The 23,461-nt window shown below is 64.2% G+C and carries 37 protein-coding genes; 31 read left to right on the forward strand and 6 right to left on the reverse strand.

Annotated features, from left to right (window positions below; genetic code table 11):
• Positions 1-19: 19 nt before the first annotated feature.
• The 11 genes from D1604_RS12635 (at position 20) to D1604_RS12680 (ending at position 6,655) form a co-directional block, all read left to right on the forward strand.
• Entirely contained in the window at positions 20-475 is a 456-nt protein-coding gene (locus D1604_RS12635) for a hypothetical protein (protein ID WP_119413579.1), read from the forward strand.
• Positions 475-696 (forward strand): hypothetical protein, encoded by a 222-nt coding sequence (locus D1604_RS12640; RefSeq protein WP_119413580.1) that lies wholly within the window; start codon positions 475-477, stop codon positions 694-696. The genes D1604_RS12635 and D1604_RS12640 overlap by 1 nt, the downstream gene beginning before the upstream one ends.
• Positions 693-851 (forward strand): hypothetical protein, encoded by a 159-nt coding sequence (locus D1604_RS15750; RefSeq protein ID WP_158584938.1) that lies wholly within the window; start codon positions 693-695, stop codon positions 849-851. The genes D1604_RS12640 and D1604_RS15750 overlap by 4 nt, the downstream gene beginning before the upstream one ends.
• Positions 848-1,327 carry a hypothetical protein gene (locus D1604_RS12645; RefSeq protein WP_119413581.1) on the forward strand — a complete coding sequence of 160 codons (480 nt, stop codon included), beginning with the start codon at positions 848-850 and terminating at the stop codon, positions 1,325-1,327. The genes D1604_RS15750 and D1604_RS12645 overlap by 4 nt, the downstream gene beginning before the upstream one ends.
• Positions 1,324-1,656, forward strand: a complete 333-nt coding sequence (locus D1604_RS12650) for a hypothetical protein (protein ID WP_119413582.1) — start codon at positions 1,324-1,326, stop codon at positions 1,654-1,656. The genes D1604_RS12645 and D1604_RS12650 overlap by 4 nt, the downstream gene beginning before the upstream one ends.
• The gene (locus D1604_RS12655) at positions 1,653-1,898 is read left to right on the forward strand and encodes a hypothetical protein (protein WP_087139076.1); all 246 of its coding nucleotides are present in this window, start codon (positions 1,653-1,655) and stop codon (positions 1,896-1,898) included. Before D1604_RS12650 ends, D1604_RS12655 begins: the two co-directional genes overlap by 4 nt.
• On the forward strand, positions 1,895-2,854 hold the full coding sequence (locus D1604_RS12660; protein WP_199683783.1) for a ParB N-terminal domain-containing protein: 960 nt from the start codon (positions 1,895-1,897) through the stop codon (positions 2,852-2,854). Before D1604_RS12655 ends, D1604_RS12660 begins: the two co-directional genes overlap by 4 nt.
• A complete protein-coding gene (locus D1604_RS12665) occupies positions 2,851-3,105 on the forward strand; it encodes a hypothetical protein (RefSeq protein ID WP_119413583.1) in 255 nt (84 codons plus the stop codon). The genes D1604_RS12660 and D1604_RS12665 overlap by 4 nt, the downstream gene beginning before the upstream one ends.
• Positions 3,099-4,673 (forward strand): DEAD/DEAH box helicase, encoded by a 1,575-nt coding sequence (locus D1604_RS12670; RefSeq protein WP_119413584.1) that lies wholly within the window; start codon positions 3,099-3,101, stop codon positions 4,671-4,673. The genes D1604_RS12665 and D1604_RS12670 overlap by 7 nt, the downstream gene beginning before the upstream one ends.
• Entirely contained in the window at positions 4,670-5,602 is a 933-nt protein-coding gene (locus D1604_RS12675; protein ID WP_119413585.1) for a toprim domain-containing protein, read from the forward strand. Before D1604_RS12670 ends, D1604_RS12675 begins: the two co-directional genes overlap by 4 nt.
• Positions 5,603-5,953: 351 nt before the next feature.
• On the forward strand, positions 5,954-6,655 hold the full coding sequence (locus D1604_RS12680; RefSeq protein ID WP_119413586.1) for a hypothetical protein: 702 nt from the start codon (positions 5,954-5,956) through the stop codon (positions 6,653-6,655).
• A 139-nt stretch (positions 6,656-6,794) separates the two neighbouring features.
• Here D1604_RS12680 and D1604_RS12685 read toward each other — a convergent pair whose 3' ends face one another.
• Positions 6,795-7,244, reverse strand: a complete 450-nt coding sequence (locus D1604_RS12685; RefSeq protein WP_119413587.1) for a hypothetical protein — start codon at positions 7,242-7,244, stop codon at positions 6,795-6,797.
• A gap of 36 nt (positions 7,245-7,280) precedes the next feature.
• Between D1604_RS12685 and D1604_RS12690 the strand changes: the two genes are divergently transcribed.
• Genes D1604_RS12690 through D1604_RS12700 form a run of 3 tightly spaced genes read left to right on the forward strand, consistent with a single transcriptional unit; the run spans position 7,281 to position 10,337 of the window.
• Positions 7,281-7,709 carry a terminase small subunit gene (locus D1604_RS12690; protein WP_119413588.1) on the forward strand — a complete coding sequence of 143 codons (429 nt, stop codon included), beginning with the start codon at positions 7,281-7,283 and terminating at the stop codon, positions 7,707-7,709.
• Positions 7,706-8,935 carry a phage terminase large subunit gene (locus D1604_RS12695; protein WP_119413589.1) on the forward strand — a complete coding sequence of 410 codons (1,230 nt, stop codon included), beginning with the start codon at positions 7,706-7,708 and terminating at the stop codon, positions 8,933-8,935. The genes D1604_RS12690 and D1604_RS12695 overlap by 4 nt, the downstream gene beginning before the upstream one ends.
• 10 nt (positions 8,936-8,945) lie before the next feature.
• Positions 8,946-10,337 carry a DUF1073 domain-containing protein gene (locus D1604_RS12700; RefSeq protein ID WP_119413590.1) on the forward strand — a complete coding sequence of 464 codons (1,392 nt, stop codon included), beginning with the start codon at positions 8,946-8,948 and terminating at the stop codon, positions 10,335-10,337.
• A gap of 7 nt (positions 10,338-10,344) precedes the next feature.
• Here the strand turns inward: D1604_RS12700 and D1604_RS12705 are convergent, their stop codons facing one another.
• Together D1604_RS12705 and D1604_RS15665 are read right to left on the reverse strand one after the other, a co-directional pair.
• The gene (locus D1604_RS12705; protein ID WP_119413591.1) at positions 10,345-10,605 is read right to left on the reverse strand and encodes a hypothetical protein; all 261 of its coding nucleotides are present in this window, start codon (positions 10,603-10,605) and stop codon (positions 10,345-10,347) included.
• Positions 10,606-10,653: 48 nt separating this feature from the next.
• Entirely contained in the window at positions 10,654-10,869 is a 216-nt protein-coding gene (locus D1604_RS15665) for a hypothetical protein (RefSeq protein WP_147399920.1), read from the reverse strand.
• Between the two features lie 75 nt (positions 10,870-10,944).
• Between D1604_RS15665 and D1604_RS12710 the strand changes: the two genes are divergently transcribed.
• The 10 genes from D1604_RS12710 (at position 10,945) to D1604_RS12755 (ending at position 16,698) form a co-directional block, all read left to right on the forward strand.
• Entirely contained in the window at positions 10,945-12,063 is a 1,119-nt protein-coding gene (locus D1604_RS12710) for a DUF2213 domain-containing protein (protein ID WP_119413592.1), read from the forward strand.
• A 3-nt stretch (positions 12,064-12,066) separates the two neighbouring features.
• Entirely contained in the window at positions 12,067-12,432 is a 366-nt protein-coding gene (locus D1604_RS12715; RefSeq protein WP_119413593.1) for a head decoration protein, read from the forward strand.
• Positions 12,433-12,446: 14 nt separating this feature from the next.
• On the forward strand, positions 12,447-13,469 hold the full coding sequence (locus tag D1604_RS12720; protein ID WP_119413594.1) for a major capsid protein: 1,023 nt from the start codon (positions 12,447-12,449) through the stop codon (positions 13,467-13,469).
• Positions 13,469-13,729: a hypothetical protein gene (locus D1604_RS12725; protein WP_119413595.1), complete on the forward strand. Its 261-nt coding sequence runs from the start codon at positions 13,469-13,471 to the stop codon at positions 13,727-13,729. The genes D1604_RS12720 and D1604_RS12725 overlap by 1 nt, the downstream gene beginning before the upstream one ends.
• A gap of 3 nt (positions 13,730-13,732) precedes the next feature.
• Complete coding sequence (locus D1604_RS12730; protein WP_119413596.1) at positions 13,733-14,209, forward strand: DnaT-like ssDNA-binding protein; 477 nt, start codon at positions 13,733-13,735, stop codon at positions 14,207-14,209.
• A 58-nt stretch (positions 14,210-14,267) separates the two neighbouring features.
• The gene (locus D1604_RS12735; RefSeq protein WP_147399921.1) at positions 14,268-14,474 is read left to right on the forward strand and encodes a hypothetical protein; all 207 of its coding nucleotides are present in this window, start codon (positions 14,268-14,270) and stop codon (positions 14,472-14,474) included.
• 61 nt (positions 14,475-14,535) lie between these two features.
• The gene (locus D1604_RS12740) at positions 14,536-15,501 is read left to right on the forward strand and encodes a head morphogenesis protein (RefSeq protein ID WP_158584939.1); all 966 of its coding nucleotides are present in this window, start codon (positions 14,536-14,538) and stop codon (positions 15,499-15,501) included.
• The gene (locus D1604_RS12745) at positions 15,498-15,872 is read left to right on the forward strand and encodes a hypothetical protein (RefSeq protein ID WP_119413599.1); all 375 of its coding nucleotides are present in this window, start codon (positions 15,498-15,500) and stop codon (positions 15,870-15,872) included. Before D1604_RS12740 ends, D1604_RS12745 begins: the two co-directional genes overlap by 4 nt.
• Positions 15,872-16,270 carry a hypothetical protein gene (locus tag D1604_RS12750; protein WP_119413600.1) on the forward strand — a complete coding sequence of 133 codons (399 nt, stop codon included), beginning with the start codon at positions 15,872-15,874 and terminating at the stop codon, positions 16,268-16,270. Before D1604_RS12745 ends, D1604_RS12750 begins: the two co-directional genes overlap by 1 nt.
• Positions 16,267-16,698: a hypothetical protein gene (locus tag D1604_RS12755; protein WP_119413601.1), complete on the forward strand. Its 432-nt coding sequence runs from the start codon at positions 16,267-16,269 to the stop codon at positions 16,696-16,698. Before D1604_RS12750 ends, D1604_RS12755 begins: the two co-directional genes overlap by 4 nt.
• A gap of 112 nt (positions 16,699-16,810) precedes the next feature.
• Here the strand turns inward: D1604_RS12755 and D1604_RS12760 are convergent, their stop codons facing one another.
• On the reverse strand, positions 16,811-17,116 hold the full coding sequence (locus tag D1604_RS12760; protein ID WP_147399922.1) for a hypothetical protein: 306 nt from the start codon (positions 17,114-17,116) through the stop codon (positions 16,811-16,813).
• 123 nt (positions 17,117-17,239) lie between these two features.
• Here D1604_RS12760 and D1604_RS12765 point away from each other — a divergent pair, with 123 nt between their 5' ends.
• The 3 genes from D1604_RS12765 to D1604_RS15755 all read left to right on the forward strand — a co-directional run bounded on the left by D1604_RS12765 (position 17,240) and on the right by D1604_RS15755 (position 18,320).
• Entirely contained in the window at positions 17,240-17,659 is a 420-nt protein-coding gene (locus tag D1604_RS12765) for a hypothetical protein (protein WP_147399923.1), read from the forward strand.
• Entirely contained in the window at positions 17,659-18,048 is a 390-nt protein-coding gene (locus tag D1604_RS12770) for a hypothetical protein (RefSeq protein ID WP_119413603.1), read from the forward strand. The genes D1604_RS12765 and D1604_RS12770 overlap by 1 nt, the downstream gene beginning before the upstream one ends.
• Before the next feature lie 95 nt (positions 18,049-18,143).
• The gene (locus D1604_RS15755) at positions 18,144-18,320 is read left to right on the forward strand and encodes a hypothetical protein (RefSeq protein ID WP_158584940.1); all 177 of its coding nucleotides are present in this window, start codon (positions 18,144-18,146) and stop codon (positions 18,318-18,320) included.
• Here the strand turns inward: D1604_RS15755 and D1604_RS12780 are convergent.
• Positions 18,300-18,521 (reverse strand): hypothetical protein, encoded by a 222-nt coding sequence (locus D1604_RS12780; RefSeq protein WP_119413605.1) that lies wholly within the window; start codon positions 18,519-18,521, stop codon positions 18,300-18,302. The two genes, D1604_RS15755 and D1604_RS12780, sit on opposite strands and share 21 nt — an antisense overlap.
• 159 nt (positions 18,522-18,680) lie before the next feature.
• On the opposite strand from D1604_RS12780, the gene D1604_RS12785 reads away from it, so the two are divergent.
• Entirely contained in the window at positions 18,681-19,049 is a 369-nt protein-coding gene (locus D1604_RS12785) for a hypothetical protein (protein ID WP_119413606.1), read from the forward strand.
• Between the two features lie 32 nt (positions 19,050-19,081).
• Here D1604_RS12785 and D1604_RS12790 read toward each other — a convergent pair whose 3' ends face one another.
• Positions 19,082-19,411 carry a hypothetical protein gene (locus tag D1604_RS12790; protein WP_119413607.1) on the reverse strand — a complete coding sequence of 110 codons (330 nt, stop codon included), beginning with the start codon at positions 19,409-19,411 and terminating at the stop codon, positions 19,082-19,084.
• A gap of 142 nt (positions 19,412-19,553) precedes the next feature.
• Here D1604_RS12790 and D1604_RS15670 point away from each other — a divergent pair, with 142 nt between their 5' ends.
• From D1604_RS15670 to D1604_RS12805, 3 genes are all read left to right on the forward strand, one after another.
• Positions 19,554-19,937 carry a hypothetical protein gene (locus tag D1604_RS15670; RefSeq protein ID WP_147399924.1) on the forward strand — a complete coding sequence of 128 codons (384 nt, stop codon included), beginning with the start codon at positions 19,554-19,556 and terminating at the stop codon, positions 19,935-19,937.
• A gap of 1 nt (position 19,938) precedes the next feature.
• Positions 19,939-20,982: a hypothetical protein gene (locus D1604_RS12800; protein ID WP_119413609.1), complete on the forward strand. Its 1,044-nt coding sequence runs from the start codon at positions 19,939-19,941 to the stop codon at positions 20,980-20,982.
• 113 nt (positions 20,983-21,095) lie between these two features.
• Positions 21,096-23,414 carry a hypothetical protein gene (locus D1604_RS12805; RefSeq protein WP_119413610.1) on the forward strand — a complete coding sequence of 773 codons (2,319 nt, stop codon included), beginning with the start codon at positions 21,096-21,098 and terminating at the stop codon, positions 23,412-23,414.
• Positions 23,415-23,461: the final 47 nt, after the last annotated feature.

Consider the following 23,461-nt stretch of genomic DNA (forward strand, 5'->3'; position numbering starts at 1 on the left):
AAGCTGCTGGATAAGCGCAATGAACGAAGACAGAACATTCGACCACGCTAGGCTCAAGGCCCTCTTCGCTAAGCTGGTCGTGAAGGTCGGCCGACAAGATGCGGCTGCGGCGCGCCTTGGCATCAGCCGCCAGCGCGTTTCGCAACTGTGCAGCGCCAATCCCGAACACGCCCGCGATATCCCGACGTGGGAACAGGTGTGGACCCTGGAGGACGCTTGCGGCCAGTCGGTGATCTTCGGAGCCTTCGCCGCGGAGATCGAGCCACCCGCCGTCGCCACGACTGCGTGTCCGATCAAGGAATCCCACGACGTTGTTCAGGCTGCGGCCGCCATCCTCCCCATCGCCTCGGCGATTCAGGCGGGTGATCTGGCCGCCATCGACGCCCTGATGGACGGACTCGACCGCGTGAAGCACGAGGCCCGCGAACTGCGCGCTGTCGCCACGAACGTCACGCGCCTTCGGGAGGCCTGCTGATGTTTGGTTTTCGCACCCTAAGGGCTCGCTATCGCCTCGCCGTCGCTGAGGCCGACTTCCTCCGCTGCAAAGACGAGTGGAACGAGGCGTATCAGCGCCAGGACACCCGTCGCATGGGCATTGCTGGCGCCAACCTGCGGGCAGCGCGGAATGCTCAGATGCGCGCAGAGATGGACGTCGCCAGCCTGCGCCGTCGCCCCAATGCTGGAGTGGCGCAATGACCCAGCGCGTCAACGTCCAGACCTGTACCCTGCGCCGGGACGGCCAGCATCTGGTCACGTACCGGGTCGGGTCGTCGGTCTATTCCGCCCTTTCCCCGAAGTTCGTCCAGCCGGGGACCGACGTGCGTGTGCGCGACGGCAAGGTGATCGGATGACCCGCACCACCAACGCCGGGGCCCAAGGCAATGCAGGCGTCTTCGCCACCTGTCGCCGGGGCGGGCTCACCCACGAGGAAATCCGCGAGATCGAAGCTCACCGAGCCAAAGACCGGCCGACTCCGTGGCAGGCCCTGGCCATCCGCTACGGCCGGTCAGAGATTGAAATCCGCGCGCTGTTTCAAACGAAGCCCGCGAACGACGTCGCGCCCGCTTGGCCGTTGGGCGCCTGTGACGCGCCCGTTCGCAGCCTGATCGAAACCGTCTGCCGCCAGCACGGCGTCACGCCAAAGGCGCTTCGCCCGAACCCTGCCAATGGGCAGCGCGAGGGCGTCAGCAACATGCGCGCCTTGCGAGCCTGCGTCGCCACCGTGCGGGCGGCTTTTCCGAGCCTGACGTTGATCCAGCTCGAGGGCATCTTCCTTCGGGACAAGGCCTACATCAGCAACCTGATCAAGCAGGGGCGGGCAGCATGACGCCGTTGGAGCGATTGGGCCTGGAGGTCGCTGCGTTCCAGCTCCTCGGGAGCCGAATGAAGGCTGCGACGCTGTGCGCCTTACTCGACGCAGGCGGCCGGACCGTCACCGTCGAGCATTTGGCCGAGGCGCGTCCGTGGATGGATCGCGCCATCACGGACACACGAAACGTCATCAAGACCCGTATCTGCCTGCTTCGGGAGACGATGGACGATGTCGGTCTTGGTGGTCTCGTCGTCACGGCCGGAGACCGAGATCGCGCCGGGTATGCCATCCCTGAGCCCGGCCGCTCTGCCATTCTCGCACGTCTGGTCGAGGTGGCAGCATGAGCGCCCAGATCATCCCCCTGAACCCTCAGCGTTGCGCAGCTCTCGCGCCATCCGAGCAGGTCGCCCGCATCTCCGACGTCGTCACCGGCGAGATCGCCAGTCTGGCGACCGATCGCAAAGACAGCATCAGAGTCGCCCGTCTCTTCACCCGCCAAGCCGCGCTCTATGCCGGTTGGCTCCAACCGCTTGAGACGGCACAGAGCCTGCGCGCCTTGGCCGACGAGCTGGAGGGCATGGCGTGAGCACGATCAACATCGCCGATGTCCGGGTGAACGGTGGAACGCAGTCTCGCGCTGCCATCGATCGCGGGGTCGTCTCGGAATATGCCGACGCCATCAGGCGCGGCGCCACGTTCCCGCCGATCACCGTCTATTTCGACGGAGTATCCTACTGGCTCGCGGACGGCTTCCACCGCTACGAGGCCTATGCGCTGGCCCAAGTCTATGACGCCCCGGCAGATATTCGGCAGGGGACGCAGCGCGACGCCATCCTGTTCAGCGTCGGGGCCAACGCCTCGCACGGCCTGCGCCGCACGAACGACGACAAGCGCCGCGCCGTCCAGACCCTGCTGAACGATCCGGAGTGGTCGGCATGGTCAGATCGAGAGATTGCTCGTCAAGTAGGGGTTGGAAACCGTTTCGTCGGTGACGTGAGAAAGGCTCACTGTGGTTCGGACACAGTGAGGAATGAGCGCACCTACACGACGAAGCACGGCTCCACCGCGACGATGCAGACGTCCAACATCGGCGCATCGTCAAAAGCCGATCAAGCTACGCGCGCGCCTGAAACTCCGGAGGCTGGACCTGTAGAATCCGCAGGCCAAGCGGAGGGCCCGCCTGCGTCAAATATCGAGCAAGAGACGGCCGCCGATGGCCCCGACGCCAAGATGCGGCGCGAACTGGCGCGGCTGACCACGGACGGCCTGATCGATGAGGTGATTGGACTTCGAGCCGACCTCGACGACGCCAAGGCGAAGGCCGACGCGGTTACGCGCGAGCGGGACGACCTGAGGGCCAAGCTGAAGGAAGCCACGTCGGCTGATCTGGGGCGCGCCCTGGGCAATGCGCAGCGCCGGGCTGACACCGCTACCGGCCGGATGAACGAGTACATGGCCCAAGTGAAGCGGCTGGAATACCGCCTTAGGAAGGCCGAGGCCCGGGTCAAGGAACTGGAGGAAATGGAGGTCGTGCCAGCATGACCTCCATCCTCGCTCGCATTCGCGCCAACGGCGGCGACGTGGTCCGTCATGAGTGGCGTTTCGCTCTCCGTCGCGGCCGCCTGACCCAAGAGGCGGTTGCCTGGGTCCGCGCGCGCTGGGCCGACGTGTGCCGTGAGGTCTGGCCGCTGTTCGACCTGTGGGAAGAGCGCGCGGCCATTATGGAATTCGACGGCGGGCTTTCGCGAGCCGACGCCGAGCGCGCCGCCTACGCGGAGGTCGCGGCATGCTGAACCTCTTCGAGAGCAAAGAGATCGTTCTGCGCCCCTATCAGGACGGCGCCATTGAGTCGCTGCGAGAGAACATCCGCGCACACATCCGGCGGCTGATCCTGTGCGCCGGCACCGGGGCAGGGAAGACAATCTGCGCTGCTCATCTCCTAAAGGAGGCCAGCCGCAAGGGGAGCTATGCCCTCTTCATCGTCGACCGTGTCGCTCTGGTGAATCAGACGTCTGAGGTCATGGACGAGTACGGCGTCGAGCATGGCGTCATCCAGGGGATTAATCGGCGCTGGTCGCCGCGCGAGCACGTCCAGATTTGCTCTGCCCAGACGCTGGCTCGCCGCGGTCTTCCTCGGGAGCCCGACCTGATCATCGTGGATGAATGCCACGCTCAGTATCAGTCCACCCTCGACCTGATGGCCCGCTATCCGGACGCCGTGAAGATCGGGCTGACGGCGACCCCCTTCACCAAAGGCATGGGCAACCACTGGGACGGGATGGTCAACGTCATACCCACACGCCAGCTCATCGCGGGGGGCTATCTGGTCGAGCCCAAGATCTACATCGCGCGAAGCCCCGATGAGAGCGAGTTGACCCGCAACAGCTTCGGCGAGTTTTCTGACGAGAGCGCCGCCTCGGCCGGGATCAAGATTGTCGGTGATGTGGTCAAGGAGTGGGAGGTCAAGACGCAGGAGCACTTCGGCGGGCCTGCCAAGACCATCGTGTTCAGCCCCACCGTCGAGCATGGGCGGGAACTTTGCGCGGCGTTTGCCGCAGCAGGATACAACTTCCAGCAGATCAGCTACCTCGACAAGGACGACGACGCTCGCGCCGAAAAGATCGCGGAGTTCCGGCGCCCGGACAGCATCATTCACGGCCTGGTGTCCTGCGGCGTTCTGACGAAAGGCTTTGACGTTCCTGACGTTCGGATCGGCGTCTCCTGCAAGCCCTACCGCAAGAGCCTGTCCAGCCACATGCAGGAGATCGGCCGCGTCATGCGCACGATCCCCGGCGAGGAGAAGAAGGCGCTGTGGCTCGACCATAGCGGCAACTTCGAACGCTTCGCCCTCGACATGTACGACGTCTGGGAGAATGGCCCAGGCGAGCTGGATAAGGCTGAGAAGCGCGACAGCATGGCCCGCGAGCGCGATCCTCAGATACGAGAGAAGGTCGTCTGCCCGGAATGCTCGGGCGGCCTGAGCGGCAACACCTGCATGTCCTGCGGGTGGGAGCGACCAGCCCGCTCGCATATCCACGCCGTGGAAGGCGAGCTGAAGGAGTTCGACCCCACAACGCTGGGGATCGAGGCGCGCGCCGGCCTTCGGGCAGAGTGCCTGAAGAGCCCGCGAGAGGTCTGGAAAGCTGCGCTCCACTACTGCGCGCAGTCCACGCGAAAGGGCGAAGATCACGCCCGCCGATGGGCCTACGGATCCTGGCGCGGCATCTACCCAAGCGCGAAGCTGCCCTTTGGCTGGTACGACATGGCGGTCCCCGCCGTTGTCGACCCGAATGCCTATGCGCTTATCGAGCGCGAGGTGAAGCGCTTCCGCAAGCAGAGCAATCTGCGGAGGGCCGCATGATCGCTCTTTCCTTGGACGAGGCGATGCGCCGGGCCTGTGACGCCGTGAAGGTTGCTCCTCCCAAACGTCGATGCTCGCCGGGTCGATGGACCCGTACGGACTCGCTCGGGAAGAACGGCAAGAACGATGCAGCCGTAAAGATCGATGACGATCAGAAGGGCGGTTTCGTCTACAACTACCAGACGGCTCAGGGGCAGAAGTTCCGCATCGACGGCGCCAATGACAACCGCCCAGCCGACCCCAAGATCGATGCCCAGCGGCGGGCCCGAGAAGCCGAGCGCGAGGCGGAGCGTCGCCAGGTCGAACGCATCTGCGTCGACATAGTGCGGGGCTGCCGGACGGACGTGCATCCCTACCTGAAGGCGAAAGGTTTCCCTGAGGAGAGGGGCCTCGTCTGCGACGACCCGCGAGATTTCTTCCCGTCAGGACGGCTCGGCGAAATGCTGGCCAACGCTTTGCCCGACGCCCAGGGACCGCTCCTGATCATCCCCGGCCGCGTCGGCAAGATGATCACCACGCTCCAGTTCATTGCACCGGACGGCACGAAGAAGAACATCCTGAGGGGCGTCATGTCCGGCGCTTCACACAGGATCGCGACAGGGCGCGACACATGGGTCTGCGAGGGGATCGCCACGGCGATGACCGTGCGGGCTGCGCTGCGCCTCCTAGGCGTCTCTGCGACGGTCCTCTCGGCCTTCTCGGCATCCAACGTCGGTCAGGTGGCTGAAGCCATCGCTGGCTCGAGGATCGCTGCTGACCACGACAAGCCGGTGGAGAGTCTCGAGGGGCTCGGTGCCGGCGAGTTCTACGCGCGCCGCTCCGGCCGGACATGGGTCATGCCTCCGGCTCTCGGTGACGATTTCAACGACATGCACCAGCGGGAGGGCCTGAGGGCCGTCGCCCTGCGCCTCAGGGAGGCGATGGGATGATTGAGAGACCCTGCGCTCTCGAGGAACGCAGGGCCGGGCTGGCGGACGGTTTGAAGACAGTGGCGCCAGACACCGGAAGCCTACCACGGGGCGGGATCACAGGCGAAGCGCAGTCCGAAAGAGAGAAGCGCGATCCCCGGCACGGTGACGATGACGTGTCGCAAGTAGCTCTCAACGATCCGGGGATGGTCACTCCACTGGATCGGCCAATGCGACGGCTCGGCTCCGGCCAGCAAGATCGCGGAGGCATAGGGACTAGCTCGGGTCGTCGACTGACGCCCGGGCTAGTCGTCCTATGCCTTCCGCTCAGGCTCTCTCCAACCAGCAACACGTTTTAGAAGGAACAGCGACATGAGCAGGAAGAGGAAACAGAAGATCACGCTCCGCAAAGTCGCCAGCGTCGAGACGGCCGAGGCTCCGGTCATCTCGAATGATCAGTTGCGCGATCGCCGGGCCGAGATCGCTCGTCTGAAAGCTCAAGGGGCTGAGGTCAACGCAGACAAACGGTCCGGGGTGATCCTGGCTGCGTGGCGTCGGGACGTCTTCACGATCCTGCGCACTCGCTATGGCAAGCCGTCAGAGGGCTACCCCAAGGGCAAGCCCTCGCTCTCGCAACGGGCCTATGAAGCGTTCCGCGCCCATGAGTTGGACATCCACATCTCCGCCGGCGCGACGGGCGGCGAACGCAGGCCGGACTACATCCGCGCCACGTCCGATGGCGCGCCCGGACAGAACATCACGCAGGAGGCCATCGACGGCGCCACGCGGGTCAAGAAGACCCTCCAAGGGCTAAGCCCCTCGGATGCTCGCCTTCTCACTGCGCTGATGACGGGTGATCGCGCTCTGGCGAAGAACTGGCGCGCCACGGTCCAGGCTGAAACCGGGGAGACGGCCGACGAGGGACAGACGGCTCGTATCCGGGCGCTGGGCGACAACCTCATCCACGCCCGCGGCGTCGCCACGGCCAAGCCGAAGGAGGTGGCGAACGACGCCGTTCCGCTCGAACCGCACCAGAAGCCGCTGACGTGGTTCAGGGGCGCGGACTTCGGTTAGGAGCAGTCATTGCCCGACCGGTCGAAGCAGGGTACGAAAAGACAAGGTCGCTTCGCGCGTCCGGAAACATGGCCCACGGGAAACCGGCGGGCCTTTTTCTTTGCCCTCCGACCATGTTCGGCCCTACGGGATGGCTAGATCAAGCGGTCGGATAAGCGGGCTTGCGGCTGTAGAATACCTTGATCGTAGCCTTGCAGGTTGAGCAGCCCCACGTTGCCTTCTCCAAGCGCTCTCCCCTTGGCCCGACATGCCCCTGGGACTGAAGGTAGGACTTGGTCTTCCGCTCGAAGCACGGTGCACATAGCCAGTGCGGGGGGATAGTCTCAGACGGTTGGACTGGAGCATAGACGTAGGCTCCCGGTTCAGGAGCCGTAAGGACGTATGCGCTGGCATCGGTGCTCCACGATTGAAGCGAAGCGATGGTCTCCTTGGCATCGGTCAGCGCCATGCGCACATCGGCCAGGTCCGAATAGAGCGACGCCATCTTTAGCTTCAGCTCGGCCTGACTAAGGGCTTTGTCGAGTTCGGCGAGTTGCTTGACCGTGGTCAAGGCGGCCGTCGCCGCGGCCAGTCCTGTTGCGATGTCCATCGAATGCCTCCCTCAGAGCAGCAAGGGTTGCACCATATGCCCGCTCTCTCCAACCCCAGGCACGAACGGTTCGCCCAGGCGCTGGCCAAAGGGATGACCCAAGCCGAGGCGTACGCCGACGCTGGCTACAAACCGAGCGAGCCCAACGCCTCTCGCCTGACAAGTAATGACAAGGTGCAAGAGCGTGTCGCGGAACTGCAAGAGCGCGCCGCCGTCCGTACCGAAATCACCGTCGCCAGCATCACTGAGCGGCTCCTGGCCATTGCGACCAAGGCCGAGAAGAGCGGGGATGCACCGATGCTGCAAGCCGCCCGCGCCAGCCTCATGGGCGCCGCGAAGCTGAACGGCCTCGTCGTTGAGAAGGGCGAGCACCAGCACAAGCACGTCGGGTTGTCCGTGACCTACGTCACCCCCGCTGAAACCCAGGCCCCGGCCAGCCCGGAGGACTACGAGACAGGCGAGTGATCTACGAACCCATTCCGGCGTTCCGGTACCTGACCGAAAAGCCGCTGGGCTCCTATCGCTTTCGGGCTGCGCATGGGGGGCGGGGTTCGGCCAAGTCCTGGTCGGTCGTTGACGCCGCGATCTTTCACACGGTCACGACCGTCCGGCTCCGGGTCATCTTCCTTCGTGAGGTGATGGCGAACCTGAAGGAGTCGTCGCTCGAACTGGTCCGCTCTCGGCTGGAGCACTTCGGCCTGCTGGGCACCTACTTCCGAGAGGTGGACGGGACATTCGTCGGCCTCGGCGGCCAGAAGATCATGTTCATCGGCCTCTGGAAGGGCGGAAAGCCGGAAGGGATCAAGTCGCTGGAAGGCGCGGGCCTGACGATCCTTGAGGAGGCTCAGGAGGTTCGGCAGGCGTCGCTGGACGTGCTGATCCCCACTGTGCTGCGGACCGCCATTTCCGAGCTGTGGGCCATCTGGAACCCACGCCTCGAGACTGATCCGATCGACGTCTTCTTTCGCGGCGCGGTGAGGCCGAAGCGCGCCATCGTCCGCAAGATCAACTACGACCAGAACCCTCACTTCCCTGACGCTCTGCGCGAGCTGATGGAGCTGGACTTCGCGAAGGACAAGCTTCGGGCGGCATGGATCTGGCTCGGCGCGTACATGCCCTCGGTGCAGGGCGCGATCTGGAATCGCGAAGGGCTAGACGAAGCCTGGCGTGAGGGCCGCAACGCCCCGGAAGGAAGCTGGGGTCGCGTGGTCGTGGGGGTCGACCCCTCCGGTGGCGGCGATGACGTCGGGATTGTCGTGGCGGCTGAGTATGGCGACGGCGCGATTGTCCTGGAAGACGCGACCTGTCCGGCGACCTCACCGATGGCCTGGGCGACCGCTGTAGCGAAGGCTGTGGATCGCTGGGGCGCCGACTGCGTGGTGGCTGAGAAGAACTTCGGCGGCGACATGGTGGAGAGCACCCTGCGCGCTGGCGGCGTCCGAACTCGTGTCGTGATGGTGACCGCCAGTCGGGGCAAGCAGGTCCGCGCCGAGCCGGTAGCTGCTCTCTACGATCAGAAGCGGATCAGGCACCGCGAGCAGTTCTCGCTGATGGAGGCTGAGATGCTGATGACCACCCCGGCCGGATACCAAGGCGACGACTCGCCGAACCGCATGGATGCGCTGGTGTGGGCCGTGACCGAATTGCGGATTGTCGATCGCCCGGTACTCGATATCTCGGCGCTAGTGTGAGGTCAGACCCATGGGTGAAGTGATCACCATCGGCGACGGCCTCGCCAATGCCTTGTCCGGTCTCGGCACGGAGCGCGACAAGGCGGCGTCGACCTACTACGCCGAGCCGACCATCGACCCGCAGGAGTTGGTCAACGCCTATCGCGGCTCCTGGATGGCCCGGAAGATCGTGGACATCCCGGCGCTGGATAGCTGCCGCGAATGGCGCGCATGGCAGGCTGCAGATGGCCAGATCGAACTGATCGAGGCCGAGGAGAAGCGTCTCAACGTTCAGGCCAAGGTGCTGGAGGCGCGCAAGAAGGCTCGCCTGTTCGGCGGCGCTGCCGTTTATGCGGACTTCGGGGATGATGCTTCCCAACCGCTGGACCTGGAGCGGGTCAAGAAGGGCGGCATCCGGTTCCTTACGGTGTTCACGCCGCGCCAGCTTGTGCCGGGCGACATCGAGACGGACCCGATGTCCGAATTCTTCGGGATGCCGAAGGAGTTCACCGTCGCGGGCGGCGCCACGGGGCAGGCCCGCATCCACCCTTCGCGGCTGACGACCTTCTACGGCGCCGAACTGCCTGACCGTGACATTGCTTCCAGCGCCTTCGGCTGGGGCGACAGCGTGCTTGTGTCGGTCATGTCCGCGGTGAAGCAGGCTGAGAGCGCCTCGGCCAACATCAACAGCCTGATCTTCGAGGCCAACGTCGACGTCGTGTCGATCGAGGGTTTGGCCGAAATCCTCAAGATGTCCGGCGGTGAGGACAAGGTCCGCGATCTGCTGAAGCTGAACCTGGACGCCAAGTCGAACCTGCGCGCCCTCGTTCTGGACGCCAAGAACACCTACGCCCGCAAGGCCGTCAGCTTCGCCTCTCTGCCTGACTTGCTCGACCGCTACGACCAGCACGCCGCGGGTGCCGCAGACATTCCGATGACCCGCTTCATGGGCATGTCGCCAGGCGGGCTGAACAGCGCAGGCGAGAGCGATCTGCGCAACTACTACGACCGCATCGCCGCCGGGCAGACGCTGGAGATGGGACCGGCTCTGACGCGACTGGACGAGGCCCTGATCCGCTCGGCCACGGGCACGCGCGACCCGGCCATCCACTACGACTGGAACCCGCTCTGGCAACTGTCCGAGAAGGACAAGGCCGACATCTTCAAGACCAAGTCGGACGCGGCGCGCACCATCGCGGGCAACGGCGGCACGTCAGAGCCGCTCATGCCCATCGAGGCGCTGTCGGACGCCCTGGTCAACGAGCTGGTCGAGGATGGCTCGCTGGCCGGTCTGGAAGCCGCCATCGAGGAGTACGGCAAGCTCGGGGAGCAGGACGATGACGGGGACGGGGAAGCTGCCGCGGTTAGCCTACCTTCTGCCGACCGCCAGCAGCTAAACCGCATTGATGCCAAGGACGCCTAGCTTCGCTTTACCGGTCAGGAAGAGTGATGCCGCGCTCTTCGAGGGAGCGGCGGGTTGCTTCATGCGCCGGTTTGTTCGCCTCCTCCAGAAACACTTTGAGCTCGAAGCGGAGGCTGTCGTCGTCGAAGTGGGTGAGCGCCTGCACGAGTAGCTCTCGCTGATGTACGACCACGCGGATAAAGCGCTCGATTTGCTTTGTCAGCGGATAGAGCGCTGTCGCGATGACCGCCAACAAGATTATGACGATCCAGCCCTGCGTCTCGGTCATTTCTCGGTCTCTGATTTTGGCTTCGGGTCGGTTACCGCCGTCGGCGCCTTACGTCTTCGGCTTCGCCTTCGGCTTCGCCTTCGGCTTGGCGGCGGGCTTTGGAGCAGGTTTGGGCGCGGGTTTGTTCGGCTTTCCGTCGGAGTGAGCCAGCACCGCTGCTGCCAGCTTCTTCTCGCGAGCATTCGCTTTAGGATCCTGCAGGGTCTTGCCGGCCAAGGTCTCGATAGACTCCGAGTGACCAGGTTTTTTTGGTTCTTTAGCCATTGAACGTCCTCCCGAGATCACACTGAACGCAGTTCCGCCAAGCTTCAAGGCTTGGACAGCGAAACGAGGGCCACGATGCAACTTTTCGACGCCGTAACCCTCGGCGAGCCTCGGCTCACGCGGGATGGATACCTCGTGGCTGACGCCAAGATCGCCCGCACCGGCATCCAGCTCTACACGGGCAAGGAAGTGGATCCGGAGAACAAGGCCGGGTTCCGCGACAAGGCCATCGTGCGGGTGTTCCGTCCTGAGAACGAGGTCTTCTCGTCCGACGCCCTGGCCAGCTTCGCCCATCGGCCGGTGACGAACGATCACCCCGCCGAGGCCGTCTCCGCCACCAACTGGAAGGCGCACAGCGTCGGCATGACGGGCAATGAGATCGCCCGCGACGGCGATTTCATCCGCGTCCCCATGGTCGTGATGGATCAGGCTGCCATTGAGGACGTGAAGGCGGGCAAGCGCGAACTGTCCTGCGGCTACCAGAGCAAGATCGTCTTCGACGCCGGCACGACGCCCCAGGGCGAGGCCTACGACGCCATCCAAACAGACATCCGCGGCAACCACCTCGCCATCGTGGCGCGAGGCCGGGCCGGATCGGAATGCCGCATCGGGGACCAGGGCGCCCCCGAGACCGGCTCCACCAAAGCGCCCAGCCACCATGGAGACCGTCGCATGACGCTCAAGACCATTATCGTGGACGGCCTCCCGGTCGAGACCACGGACGCGGGCGAGGCCGCGATCAACAAGCTGAAGGGGCTGCTGGATCAGTCCGCCAAGGCCCTCGAAACCGCGAACGCCAACCACGCCAAGGCCATCGCGGACAAGGACGCCGAACTGGCCAAGAAGGACGTCGAACTCGAAGAGACCAAGAAGAAGGTCGTCGAGGACGCCGCTCTGGACGCGCTGGTCGCTGACCGCGCCGCCGTCGTCACCAAGGCCAAGGCTCTGGATCCGAAGGTCGTCACCGACGGCAAGTCCATCGCCGAGATCAAGCGCGCGGTCCTGGGCGATACGGTGAAGGACAAGTCCGAGGCCTACGTCGACGCCGCCTGGGACCTGAAGATCGTGGACGCCAAGGACGACACGGTGCGTCACGCCATCCAGTCGCAGGACCACTCCATCAACGCCAACGACGCCTGGAACGACGCGGTCTTCGATCGCGCCGGCGTCGATCTGATCAAGAAGGGGGCCTAAGCCATGGCTCAACTCAACGAGAACCGCGGCACGGCCAACTTCATCGTGTCGGAAGCCAACGGCATGTACCGCTCGCGTGACGTCGGCACTGTGGCTGCGGGCGCCGCGCCGGGCCTGCTTCCGGGCACCATCCTCGGCAAGCTGACCGCGGGCGGCAACTTCGTCCGCTACGACCCGGCCGCGTCGACTGGGGCTGAAACGGTCGCCGGCATCCTGTTCGAGGCGGCTGTCGGCACGGTCAAGAAGACCATCGTCGTGCGCGATGCCGAAGTGAACGGCGCGCATCTCATCTACCAGAACGGGGCGAACGACGCTGCGAAGGCTACGGCCAACGCGGCGCTGAAGGCTCTCGGCATCATCGTCCGCTAAGGAGGGCTGAACCCATGGCGTCCATGGACATCTTCAACTCGTCGGCCTTCTCGATGACTTCGCTCACCGGCGCGGTCAACAAGGTCGGCTACAAGCCCCAGCTGCTGGGCTCGCTGAACATCTTCGAGCCTATGCCGGTTCGCACCCGCACGGTCTTCGTGGACCGCCGCGAGGGCAAGCTGACGCTGATCCCGTCGAGTCCTGTCGGTGCTCCGCCCAAGGAGCTGGTCGTGGACCCGCGCAACGCGGTGCCGCTGAAGACCACCCGCCTGGCCGAGGGCTTCACCCTCTACGCCGAGGAGATCCAGGGCATCCGCGCCTTCGGCTCCGAGACGGAGTTCGCCCAGGTTCAAGCCGAGTATCTGAAGCGCATGGCTTCCGTGCGCGACGACATGGACCTGACGCACGAGTTCCACCGCTTGGGCGCCCTGCAGGGCCTCCTGCTGGACGCGGACGGCACCACGGTGATCTACAACTACTTCACCGAGTTCGGCGTCACGGAAGCCCCGGCCATCGACTTCGACCTGGACAACGCCAGTCCCGCCACTGGCGCGATCCGGCTCAAGACGGCCGAGGTCACCCGCTCCATGTCGCGTTCGGCTGGCGGCGCCTTCACGCCCGGCACCACCATCCACGCCCTGACCGGCGACGGCTTCTACGACTCCCTGGTCACCAACCCGGAAGTCGAGAAGACGTACCAGAACTGGGCGGCTGCTGCGGACCTGCGTCAGGACCGCACCTGGCAGGCGTTCACCTACGGCGGGATCACCTGGCACAACTACCGAGGCACGGACGACAATTCGACCGTCGCCATCGATCCGGACGAGGCCAAGTTCTTCCCGGTCGGCGCCAAGGACGTCTTCAAGAAGGCGATGGCTCCGGCCGAGTTCGGGCCGTACGTCAACACGCTGGGCCAGGACACTTACGCCATGAACATCCCTGACCGGGACCGTCAGGCGTGGACCCGCGGCGAGCTGTACAGCTACCCGCTGTATTTCTGCCAACGTCCGGACGTCCTGCGTAAGGGGGTGAAGTGATGGCTGACTTCACCACCTACGCCGTGAAGAACGGCTCGGCCCTCGACAAGGCCTTCAAGGTGCGCGGCGGCTTCCATGTCGTCGCGGCCAACTCCGAGGCTGAGGTCGCCAATGCGCGGCCCCTGACCGAAGAGCAGATCGACGCCTTCGCCCGTGATGGGGTGAAGGTAGCCGAAAAGAAGGCCAAGGCGCGCGATCCCCTGGATCACGACGGTGACGGCAAGAAGGGCGGCGCTGCTGCCCCGAAGGCCGAGGGCTGAACGATGGCGGGCTATGGCACTGACCAGGGCTTTGCGGAATGGCTGGCCATGAACGGCCATGTCCTGCCCGAGAGCGCGCCTGCGCCCGCCATCCTTCGGCAGCGCGGGAGCCAGTACATCGACGGATTGTACGGCTCCCGCTTCTCCGGCCAGCCGACCGGGGGGGTTACCCAGGATCGCGCTTGGCCTCGTGTTGGCGCATGCGCGCATGGTCAGCCGATCCCCTCAAACATCATTCCCGTGGCCGTTGAGCATGCGGCCTATGCGGCCGCCTTCCAGGAAGCGCTAAAGCCTGGCTCCCTATCGGTTACAGCGACGAGCGCCGGCGCCCTGAAGCGTAAGAAGATCGACGTCATCGAGAAGGAATATTTCGAAGGCAGCGGCGACGCCGTGGCCGACAACACGCTGCGCTTGAGCGCCGTCGAGGGCCTGCTCGCGCCGTACTTCTCCGCCCCGCAGATCGCTGTGTTTGTGGTCTGACATGACCTGTGCGACTGTCCAGATCGTGACCCGCCGCATCGACGCAGATGATCCGCGCTTGACTGCCCATCGCATGCCGATGGCGCTAGCGACGGAGACGATCATGGACTGCGCCTCGACGGCCGGTCAGATGCATCAGGCCATCGCTCACGGTCAGCCTCAGAGCGAAGTCCAGCACTATCGTGATCTCGCTAAGGCGCAGTTTGAATCCTACCTCGACCTCATGGCAGAGGCCGCGCACCACGCAGGGCAGCTGAGGCCCTAAGCCCATGGCAAAACGACCGACCCAACGACAGCTCTTCGCGGAGCTGGCGGCGAAGTTTGGCGTGGAGGTCGCAGAGGCGTTCGCCGCTGTGGTGTCTGAGCTGAAGGCGGGCGTTGAGTTCCAGCGCCTTCAGCTTGCAATCAAGCAGGGCAACTTGAATGAAGCGATAGAGGCGTTGCACCTCGACCGAGCCGCCTTCCACGCCCTGGAAGCCAAGATCAACGAGGCCTTCATTGCCGGGGGGCAGGCGGCGACGTCGTCGATGCCCGCCAGCGTCGCCGTCGGCTTCCGCTTCGACCCCGGCAACCAGCGCGCCTCCGCCATCATCCGTGCGACCGCGGGGCGTCTCATCACCGGCCTGCTGGAGACCGAACGCGAGCAGGCCCGACAGTTCATCGCCGAGGGCATGGCGCGCGGGGCGCATCCGCGGGCGGTGGGGCTCGATCTGGTCGGCCGCATCAGCCGAGTGACCGGAAAGCGGGAGGGCGGCCTCATGGGGCTCTCGGCCCCGCAGCGGGCCTATGTTGCCACAGCGCGCGCCGAGTTGGCTTCGGCCGATCCGGGGCTTCTGAAGAACTATCTGAGCCGGGGGCGCCGGGATCGGCGCTTCGACCGCTCCATCACCAAGGCCATCCGGGAAGGACGGGCCGTGGACCCCGAGATCGCAGCCAAGGCGATCACCGCCTATGAGCGGCGGCTGCTTCAACTGCGCGGCGAGATCATCGCGCGAACCGAAGGCATTCCGGCCATCCGGGCGGCCAAGAAGGAAGCCTATCAGCAACTGGTCGACAGCGGCCGTATCACCGAAGCCGAGATCGAGCGGGCCTGGCACAACGCCGGAGACCGCCGTGTCCGGGACACGCACGACGCCATGGGCGGTCAGATGGTGCGCGGCCTGACGGCGCCATTCCAGAGCCCGAGCGGCGCCCTGATGATGTATCCGGGGGATGCATCCCTTGGGGCGGGGACTGACGAGATCGTGGCCTGCCGCTGCGACGAGAGCATTTCGATCAAGAGGGCGGCATGAGCATCATCACCGGTGAAGCCGAAGCCGCTTATGAGGACTTCGCGGAGGACTTTGAAGACGGCGTCCTGACCGTGCCAGGGGAGGCGACTTCCGACGGTCAGGGCGGGTGGGTGCCGGGCGCTCCGGTGACGCATGATTGCAAGGCATTGGTCACCGACTACAGCGACTATCGCCGCATCAGCCTCGGCATCCCCGCGACAGATCGGCAGGTGCTGGTTCTCGGCGGGAGTCTCCCTGCAGGCGTGATCCCGGCCAAGGGGCACAAGATCACCGCGCCGGACCCTTCCAACGGCGGGGCCATGCGCACCTTCGACGTTATCGCCAAGACCGGCGACCCGGCCAGCGCTCTCTACAAGTTGCAGGCCAGCTGATGGCCAAGGTCACGCTCTACGACGGCGTTCTCGCCCGGATCGCAGCGGATGCAGGGGAACGGGGTCTGCGAGGCGCGCTCGGCAAGGCTGAGACGATCCTGAAGGAAGACATCTTGCGCCGGCCCGGCTCCGGCAAGATCTACGGCAAGCACCAAGCCTCGGCTCCAGGCGAGCCGCCCGCGCCTGACACCAACAACCTGCGATCCAACACCAACGCCGATCCGAACATCCGTGAGGAGGGCGACGATCTGGTGGGGCGAGTCGTAGCCAACGCTGGATATGCCGAAGCGCTGGAGAAGGGCACCGAGCGCATGGCGCCGCGCCCATTCCTCGGGCTGCTGGCGACCGACCATACCGACGACCTGCGGCAGGCTTTTATCGAGGGAGCGAGGGATTGAACTCCACCGCTACGATCTTCGCCCGCCTCGCCGCCGTCGCCCCGTCGCTGGCCACCTGGAACGGTCAGCCGGCCATCTTCAACGAGACGGCGCCCGACGACTTCCTCGACCAGGAGCCGAAGCCCTCGAAGCCGTTCCTGATCATCGCCGTGCCGACCTCTGACGTGGCGCTGGAGACTTTCAGCGAGACCGGGCGCCTGATCGTGCAGGACGTGCGCGGCTATCAGCGGCGCACCGGCTCGGCCGCCCAACTGGACACGCTGATGCGGCAGGTGAGGGACCTCTTCCACAACTCGCCGGAAAGCCCCGTCGTCACCGGCGGTCGCTGCGACGTGGCCCGCGTCACCGGCCCGGTCAAAGCCCCGACGACGGACGAGGCCTACACCGGCCGCCGGGTCACGATCCGCCTGGATCTCGTCAACACCTGAACCCCGAACTGGAGATCGAAATGGCTCTATCGCGCACCAAGAGCATGCGCCTGCGCATCGTAATGTGGATCGGCACGCAGCTGTTCCGTGTGCCGATCCAAGTGCATCAGCGCTACTTCTGAACCACCTTTGGCATGATCGATTTCAGGGTGAACGGCATTACGAATGCGCCCCTGGCGATGCATGGTCTGTCGGTCACATCAACGACAAACAGCTTGTCCCTCGTGTTGCTCAGTTTGGACTTGAAGTAGAGCCGGTTCTCGAAGCTGTCCAAACTCTCATCCGTCTCGACGAGGGCGAACGACGTGGTTTCGTCCCACATTTTCCCCTTCAGCTTCAGCTGCTCCATCAAGCTATCGTATCGCTCGCTGTAGTCGCTGTCGGACTTGAGCTCGAAGCTGACCGCATAAACCCCCACCACAACCTCCGGCTTTGATTTGAGAGGCGAGTATTTCGCCGAACAATGTGTCGCGAGTCCATCCCCAACGCGCCCAGGGCAGGCTGTGCGCGGCCTTTTCCATGCCTGCAAAGGAACTGAGCAATGGCAACTCTTGTCCAAGGCGCTGTGAAGGTCGAGATCGACACTTCGACGACCCAAACGCCCGATTGGGAGGTGATCCCCGGCGTCACCACGGCCTCGTACACGGGCGGCACGCCGCGCGAGACCGACGCCACCGATTTTGACACGCCGGTTGGCGAGACAGAAACGCTGTACGGCGCCCGCACCAACCCGCCCCTGACCTTCCAGATGCACCTCCAGCCCGGCGACGCGACTCAGGAGCTGCTATTCGCGGCCTACGCCTCGGCCGAGGACGTGAAGGTGCGCCTGAAGGGACTGACCAAGGCCACCGTCTTCGTCGGCCGCGTCGTCATCGGCGAGAGCCACAGCGTTGACGGCAAGATGATGTGCGATTGCAGCATCATGCCGAAGGCGGCGCCGGTTCGCGGTGCTGCTGTCTGATGAGCGACGCCTCCGACCTTCGCGAAGGGATCGTCCGCCTTCCCCTGCCGGGCGGGCGGGCGGTAGCCCTCCAGTTGACGTTCGCGGTGCTCGACGCACACGGGCACGATTGGTTCATCACGCAGTTTCGGGCGCTCCAGAAGGGCAAGAAAGCTTCAGCGACCGCGCGCGCCGAGCTTCTGGAGGCGCTGACCAGCGGCGCGATCACGGCCGAAGAGGTGGCCCGCGCGCCGGTGGCGGCCTATCCGATGGCCGACACGATGAAGGCTCTCTGGCGGGCCTGGGAGTTGGCTCAGTACGGCCCGGATGGGAGGTCTGCCGAAGAGGCTCCCGAAAACCCTCAGAAGCGCCGCGTGACGTGGTGGAGGCGTTTCTTCTCGCGGCGCTAGGAGCGGGGATCACCGAAGACAGGTTTTGGCGCTGCACCCCCTTTGTGGCGCGGACCCTCGTCCATGAGGCGCACCGGCAAGCCATGGAGAGGGCAATGGCGATGGGGTGGTGGAGTGAACGCTTCGCCCGAGAGCAGCGGCTGTCTTCTCTCAAGCATTATCTGGACCCCGTCGAAGAGGCCATTTCGGATGGGGACGCCTTGATCGCCAGCTTCGCCATGATGCACGGCCTGGGCGTCGAAGACGATGCCTCAGAATCCACCGAGGCTTGAAAGCGCAGAGGCTTGCTCGCCCGACGCTCTGAGGAAGAAGAGCGCTGCGATGATTGAAACGGTGAGCGCGGCGAAACCGATCGCTATCAGCCCGCCGCGGCTGGCGTTGTTCGAGGCCATGCCGATCTGAAGGATCGAGATGCCCTTGAGGACGAGATACACGCATCCCATCCAGATGATGATCACGAGAAGCCCCGCCATGATTCCCTCCGCCGGCGCCCGCAGGCTACAAGGCTAACGGCCGCACCGGCAACCGCCCCTAGGAGATGACCACGGCGCGGGCTAAGCTCCATCGCATGGCGGCGTCGATGGGGGATTGAGGTTGAGCGAGCCCCCGATGCCGCCTAGCCTCGCTTCGGCATGACCAAGCCCATCCCCCGCTTCATTGGCCCAACCGTTGTCGTCCTTGCGGTGCTGGCCGTGGCCTTTGCAGGTGCAGGCGGCATGTTCGTAGGCGAAAGGGTCTATCCACTCTTCGGTGTTGGCGCTCTTTTCTGCCTATGCATGATCCTCGTGTTCGAGATCATCCTGAGCGGCTTTGTAACGCAGAGGGCTATGATCAGCCTGGCAGCGGGCCACGGTGCGCTCATGGGCGCCTGCGCCAGCCTGTTTTTCCTTCCTGGCTCAGGTTTGCTGGTTCTCCTGGGCTACACGTCAGGCGGAGCTGTAGTCGGAGCCGTTTCCTTCTGGTGGTACAGGGTTCGCCACTCAATCCTGACTGATCGTTGAGCCCCAGGCGATCACCTTCACTGCGGTCGATCTCACGGAGCATCCCTCTTCCGCCTTAGAATGCGACTGACGATGCCTCTCCCGAACTCCCAATAGTCCCAATAGAGCACGTTGATGCCCAGGCCGACGGCGATGCAAAGGGCTAAGGTCAGGATCATCGTCACGACCGACATCTCGCCCTTTCCTTGCAGGACCATTAGGGCCCAGAGCAGCAGGCACCACGCGAGCACCGCGCGTCGAAACCATCGCCGGGCGAACAGTTCTCGCGGTCCGAGTTTGCGTGGGGGCGGCGACGGCGGCCGCTCTAGGCGGCTGATGCGTTTGTTCAGATCGGCGAAGCGGTCGTCGGGGTCGATGGCCATGGCAGGAGACTATCAGGTGCTCAGGAGATCACCATGACCGAGGAAGAGGCGAGGGAGACTCACTGAAAGGGAACGGACTTCGGAACCTCGCCGCCGAGATAACGTCGGTTGCACCAATCCTCACCGTTGGATATGAAGCGGCATGATAGAGGGGGGCCTGACTATTTTCGCCGAAGATCTGCCCGCGCAATGTCCTCCGACGGATGCCAAAGATGTGGAGTGGATTGAGGTCTATCGTCTGCTCGACGGTCCCTCGCTGGCCCCGCCAGCCTTCGCGTCTCACGCGGCCAAGGGAAAGCCGTGCCGGCCCGATGTTGATCCATGCCGTTGGGCTTCCTGCTCGCTCGTGCTGGACGTGAAGCCGATGAAGAAGTTGCCCAAATTCAAAAAGTGCAAATGGGCAGTGCGGATTTCGATCCCAGAAGGGGCCGGAAAATCAAAGAAGACAAGTGGTAACCACATCGACTTCTGGCCGTACGCCGACTTCGTCCCTGCGGCGACCTCCCATACCATCGTGAGCATTTAAGATGGCTTTGAAGGGAAAAACTCTAAAGGCCAAGTTCGAGCAAGTGCTGCTCTTTGCCGGCGAGCCACAAGTCGTCCTGCTTTCGGGGCCGGCTGGGTCGAAAGTGGTGGGCGTTGCAATCGACAGAGAGAATATGGAGCTTCCGTTCTTCGGGGCGCTGGTGACCGATGAACAGTTCGTCGATTACATAAGGGAGCGGTTCGATTTACGCTACCTGTTGATGAAGCCTGACATGAAGCGTCACTTCATCTTCGATATGGCTACCTTGGCTTCTGGAGAAGTAAAGCTTTCCCGGCACAAGCCCACGCCAGAAGAACACGAAGATCTGTTCCCTGACGCTGGTCTTTTTGCGCGAGAACACACGGAGCCCGTGAAGCTTCCTTCTTTGTCCGGGCGCTCTGAGGAAACGTTCGGCATTGATGGGAAGTGGGATCTCGAAGAGTTTTCCAAACTATACGGCCAAGTTACTGATCTTTACGCGGTTTTTAGCAGCGTCGATGCGTTCCTCGACCAGCAAGCCTCTCTAGATAAGCGGCGAGCAATCCAGGAGGCGTTCCTTAAGCCCTTCGAGGGTGGGGGCAGTTACGTCAGTCTGTACAAATCGTTGACGGCGACGCAACCGCGTAGCGTCCGCTTGGACGTTCAAGGCATACAGTATCATTCGCCGGGTTACGTCAAAGTCAAAGGTCAAACTAAACCTCTCTCAGAGGTGAGAGAACTTGTAGGGCATCTGGAGCAGAACCTCGGGGAGATCGAGGAGCGCTACAAAGCGTTGTATGATCTCCTCAGGCAGCACAATCTGCTGCGTATGCCTTCAGATCGTTTCCCCTCGACGGGCCCGCTGTCTGATAAGATCCAGATCAGCACCAAAGCCCTTTCCGACGCAATGGAAGCCTATCCGTATCCGGGTATCCTGAAGATGGCGGGCGGGAATGCCCTCATTGCGGCTAAGGTTACACTTTCCGTCTTTCGACGAGGAAAGCGGCTTCTAGAATTCTTCCTTGAGGGCAGGGTGAGCTACGATATGCCATCCAGCTCCAAGTAGGTCCGCAGCGCGGCAGTAGCTGCGTGATCTCTATCCAAAAAAAGGCTCGCTCCGGCGGGCCTTTTTCTTTGCCCCGAGGCTCGCTCCGGCGGGCCTTTTTCTTTGGAGGCTCCATGGCTGAAGGCAATGTCGTCGGCAGCGCAGAGTTTGAACTGCGCGCGACCCGCCAGAAGATGAAGGACGACCTTCGCCAGGCGGAGGCCGACCTCAAAGGCTTTGGCGAGAAGGCCGAACAGGACATCCGCGGCTCATCCTCGCGGATCGGAGCTGGGATTGGTCGCATGGCCGCCGCTGCTGCCACCGCAGTGACCGCGCTCGTGACGGTGTTGGGCCTCGCTGTGGCGGGCGCCTTCAACTTGGGCCTTGCGGGCCAGAAGATGGCCAACGACATTTCCGACGCGGCCAAGCGCATAGGGATCGGAACGGACGCCCTTCAGGAGTGGCGCTACGTCGCCAAGCAGGCGGGCGAAGACGCGAGCGCTGCTGATCGGGCGCTTGAGTCCTTCGCGAAGAAGCTGTCTCAGGCGACGGCTGGCACGTCGAAAGAGGCCGACAAGGCGTTTGACCTCATCAAGATCGGCCCTGAGCAACTGAAGTCGTTCAAATCGACTGAGGAGGCGCTCGACACCGTCATAGATCGCATCAAGGGCTTGAAGACTGAAGCGGAGCGCGCGGCCGTCGCTGAAGCCTTGGGCCTTGGCTCCCTGTCTGCCGCGCTACGCGACAACGCCGTCGATGTGGCCGCCCTGCGCGACGAAGCCCGCCAGCTTGGCATCGTGATGGACCAGGAGATGGTCAAGCGCGCCAGCGAAGCCCAAGGCCAGTTCGATACGCTGGCCCAGGTCATCGACGTGAACCTGAAGAGTGCCTTCATTGATCTGGCGCCGGTCATCCTGACTGCGATCAGCTTGGTGGCTGAGTTGGCTCGCACGCTTGCCGACGCCATGGATGCTTGGCGCGATCTAGAGAACAAGACCTCCCGGGGCATCCGCCGAGAAGATCAGCAGCTTGCCGAGGAGCAGGCCGCTCTCATCAGCCGCTACGGCTCACCGGACAAGATGACGGGCCAGATTGTCCGGGCTCGACAGGTCGAAGGCGCGTCGTACCGTTCGCTGTCGGCCCGCGAGACGGGAAGCGTGCTGGCCCGAGGGGCGCCGAACCTGCCCTCGTCGTCGCGGATCAACCCTCTCAACCCTCCGGAGTACATCGACGCGAAGGAGCACTTCGACGCTCTAAACGCTCGGCGTCTGGCCTATGGCCGGGAGTTGATGGATCGCGGGAACAGGGCGACGCCTGCGCGTACCGACCGCTCGGACGGCGGCAACATCACCCTTCCGCCAACGGCCCCGCGCCGTGTTGCTGAGCGAGCCGACCGGACCCGCGACCAAGCCCGCATTCGTGAAGAACTGGAGCTTCGTAACCAACTGGATCTCGCTCGGGCCAAGGGCGACAGGGCGAGCATCCGCGCTGCGGAGGAAAAGCTCGACATCGCCCGCCTGACGGCTGCGTTCGAGCGGGCCGGTTACGAAGACGCCGAGTTCAGGGCGACCGCGCAGGTCGCTGCGATGAATGAGGCGCTGGCGAAGAATGAACAGATTGCCGCTTGGGAGAAGCAAAGCATCGAGTTCTGGAAGGAGCTGGGAGAGCAGGCCAGGCACCAGAACGACCTCCTCCTCGACCGCCTGGGCTTTGAAGCCGAGATTGCTCGACTGGAAGGCGACCCCGACCGCATCAAGGAGCGGGAGCGCGAACTCTGGATCGAACAGCGGATCAACGACCTGCTGTCGCTGCGGCCCGAACTGACGGCGGAAGCGCGCCGCGCCCAAGCCGAGAACGAATGGCAGCGCCTGGACACAGCCGACCAGACGGGCCGGATGCGTGACGAGTTCCGCTACGCCTTCACCGATGGGATCAAGGCCGCCATCGACGGCGACCTGGGCGGCTTCTTCGACAACCTGGCCGACCGCTTCACGACGCGGATGCTGGACAATCTGGCGGACGACTTGTTCGACCTCCTGAGCGAAGCCGCAAAAGGGCTCGGCAAAGAAGGCGGCGGCTTCTGGTCGGGCATCGGCTCCATCTTCGGCTTCGGCGGGGGCAGGGCGACCGGTGGCGCCATGTCCGGCGGCAACTGGTATCGCGTCGGGGAGCATGGCCCCGAGGACATCCTCATGCCGCAGAACGGCTTTGCGGTGCCGTTGGGCGCGCTGTCGTCGGGCGGGTCCGGCCAGCCGCAAATGGCCGGCGGCAACACCTACCAGTTCTCCGGCAACCTCATGACGCCTGAGTTCTGGCGACAAATCCAAGGCGAGATCGCCGCCGGTGAGGCCCGAGCCTACGGCCGCGCCATGAACGACGCCCCCAAACTCACCATGAGCCAGACGGCCCGGCAGCAGCGCCAGGCGGTCGGACGCCAGCGACGCGGTTCGTAGGGAAGCTCCATGCCTTTGATACTGCCGACCTCCCCGAGGCCGTCGAA

The sequence above is a fragment of the Brevundimonas sp. LPMIX5 genome (genome assembly GCF_003576505.1).
GTDB lineage: Bacteria > Pseudomonadota > Alphaproteobacteria > Caulobacterales > Caulobacteraceae > Brevundimonas > Brevundimonas naejangsanensis.

What these genes read in the sequence shown, in the direction of transcription:
- D1604_RS12730 (WP_119413596.1), top strand. Translation starts at nt 13,733, where the DNA reads ATGGCGGGCTATGGCACTGACCAGGGCTTTGCGGAATGGCTGGCCATG.
- D1604_RS12635 (WP_119413579.1), top strand. Translation starts at nt 20, where the DNA reads ATGAACGAAGACAGAACATTCGACCACGCTAGGCTCAAGGCCCTCTTC.
- D1604_RS12705 (WP_119413591.1), bottom strand. Translation starts at nt 10,605, where the DNA reads ATGACCGAGACGCAGGGCTGGATCGTCATAATCTTGTTGGCGGTCATC.
- D1604_RS12750 (WP_119413600.1), top strand. Translation starts at nt 15,872, where the DNA reads ATGGCCAAGGTCACGCTCTACGACGGCGTTCTCGCCCGGATCGCAGCG.
- D1604_RS12765 (WP_147399923.1), top strand. Translation starts at nt 17,240, where the DNA reads ATGGCAACTCTTGTCCAAGGCGCTGTGAAGGTCGAGATCGACACTTCG.
- D1604_RS12640 (WP_119413580.1), top strand. Translation starts at nt 475, where the DNA reads ATGTTTGGTTTTCGCACCCTAAGGGCTCGCTATCGCCTCGCCGTCGCT.
- D1604_RS12805 (WP_119413610.1), top strand. Translation starts at nt 21,096, where the DNA reads ATGGCTGAAGGCAATGTCGTCGGCAGCGCAGAGTTTGAACTGCGCGCG.
- D1604_RS12710 (WP_119413592.1), top strand. Translation starts at nt 10,945, where the DNA reads ATGCAACTTTTCGACGCCGTAACCCTCGGCGAGCCTCGGCTCACGCGG.
- D1604_RS12790 (WP_119413607.1), bottom strand. Translation starts at nt 19,411, where the DNA reads ATGGCCATCGACCCCGACGACCGCTTCGCCGATCTGAACAAACGCATC.
- D1604_RS12725 (WP_119413595.1), top strand. Translation starts at nt 13,469, where the DNA reads ATGGCTGACTTCACCACCTACGCCGTGAAGAACGGCTCGGCCCTCGAC.
- D1604_RS12690 (WP_119413588.1), top strand. Translation starts at nt 7,281, where the DNA reads ATGCCCGCTCTCTCCAACCCCAGGCACGAACGGTTCGCCCAGGCGCTG.
- D1604_RS15670 (WP_147399924.1), top strand. Translation starts at nt 19,554, where the DNA reads ATGATAGAGGGGGGCCTGACTATTTTCGCCGAAGATCTGCCCGCGCAA.
- D1604_RS12665 (WP_119413583.1), top strand. Translation starts at nt 2,851, where the DNA reads ATGACCTCCATCCTCGCTCGCATTCGCGCCAACGGCGGCGACGTGGTC.
- D1604_RS12670 (WP_119413584.1), top strand. Translation starts at nt 3,099, where the DNA reads ATGCTGAACCTCTTCGAGAGCAAAGAGATCGTTCTGCGCCCCTATCAG.
- D1604_RS15665 (WP_147399920.1), bottom strand. Translation starts at nt 10,869, where the DNA reads ATGGCTAAAGAACCAAAAAAACCTGGTCACTCGGAGTCTATCGAGACC.
- D1604_RS12685 (WP_119413587.1), bottom strand. Translation starts at nt 7,244, where the DNA reads ATGGACATCGCAACAGGACTGGCCGCGGCGACGGCCGCCTTGACCACG.
- D1604_RS12800 (WP_119413609.1), top strand. Translation starts at nt 19,939, where the DNA reads ATGGCTTTGAAGGGAAAAACTCTAAAGGCCAAGTTCGAGCAAGTGCTG.
- D1604_RS12745 (WP_119413599.1), top strand. Translation starts at nt 15,498, where the DNA reads ATGAGCATCATCACCGGTGAAGCCGAAGCCGCTTATGAGGACTTCGCG.
- D1604_RS12675 (WP_119413585.1), top strand. Translation starts at nt 4,670, where the DNA reads ATGATCGCTCTTTCCTTGGACGAGGCGATGCGCCGGGCCTGTGACGCC.
- D1604_RS12715 (WP_119413593.1), top strand. Translation starts at nt 12,067, where the DNA reads ATGGCTCAACTCAACGAGAACCGCGGCACGGCCAACTTCATCGTGTCG.
- D1604_RS15755 (WP_158584940.1), top strand. Translation starts at nt 18,144, where the DNA reads ATGGCGATGGGGTGGTGGAGTGAACGCTTCGCCCGAGAGCAGCGGCTG.
- D1604_RS12645 (WP_119413581.1), top strand. Translation starts at nt 848, where the DNA reads ATGACCCGCACCACCAACGCCGGGGCCCAAGGCAATGCAGGCGTCTTC.
- D1604_RS15750 (WP_158584938.1), top strand. Translation starts at nt 693, where the DNA reads ATGACCCAGCGCGTCAACGTCCAGACCTGTACCCTGCGCCGGGACGGC.
- D1604_RS12655 (WP_087139076.1), top strand. Translation starts at nt 1,653, where the DNA reads ATGAGCGCCCAGATCATCCCCCTGAACCCTCAGCGTTGCGCAGCTCTC.
- D1604_RS12680 (WP_119413586.1), top strand. Translation starts at nt 5,954, where the DNA reads ATGAGCAGGAAGAGGAAACAGAAGATCACGCTCCGCAAAGTCGCCAGC.
- D1604_RS12700 (WP_119413590.1), top strand. Translation starts at nt 8,946, where the DNA reads ATGGGTGAAGTGATCACCATCGGCGACGGCCTCGCCAATGCCTTGTCC.
- D1604_RS12785 (WP_119413606.1), top strand. Translation starts at nt 18,681, where the DNA reads ATGACCAAGCCCATCCCCCGCTTCATTGGCCCAACCGTTGTCGTCCTT.
- D1604_RS12650 (WP_119413582.1), top strand. Translation starts at nt 1,324, where the DNA reads ATGACGCCGTTGGAGCGATTGGGCCTGGAGGTCGCTGCGTTCCAGCTC.
- D1604_RS12780 (WP_119413605.1), bottom strand. Translation starts at nt 18,521, where the DNA reads ATGGCGGGGCTTCTCGTGATCATCATCTGGATGGGATGCGTGTATCTC.
- D1604_RS12720 (WP_119413594.1), top strand. Translation starts at nt 12,447, where the DNA reads ATGGCGTCCATGGACATCTTCAACTCGTCGGCCTTCTCGATGACTTCG.
- D1604_RS12770 (WP_119413603.1), top strand. Translation starts at nt 17,659, where the DNA reads ATGAGCGACGCCTCCGACCTTCGCGAAGGGATCGTCCGCCTTCCCCTG.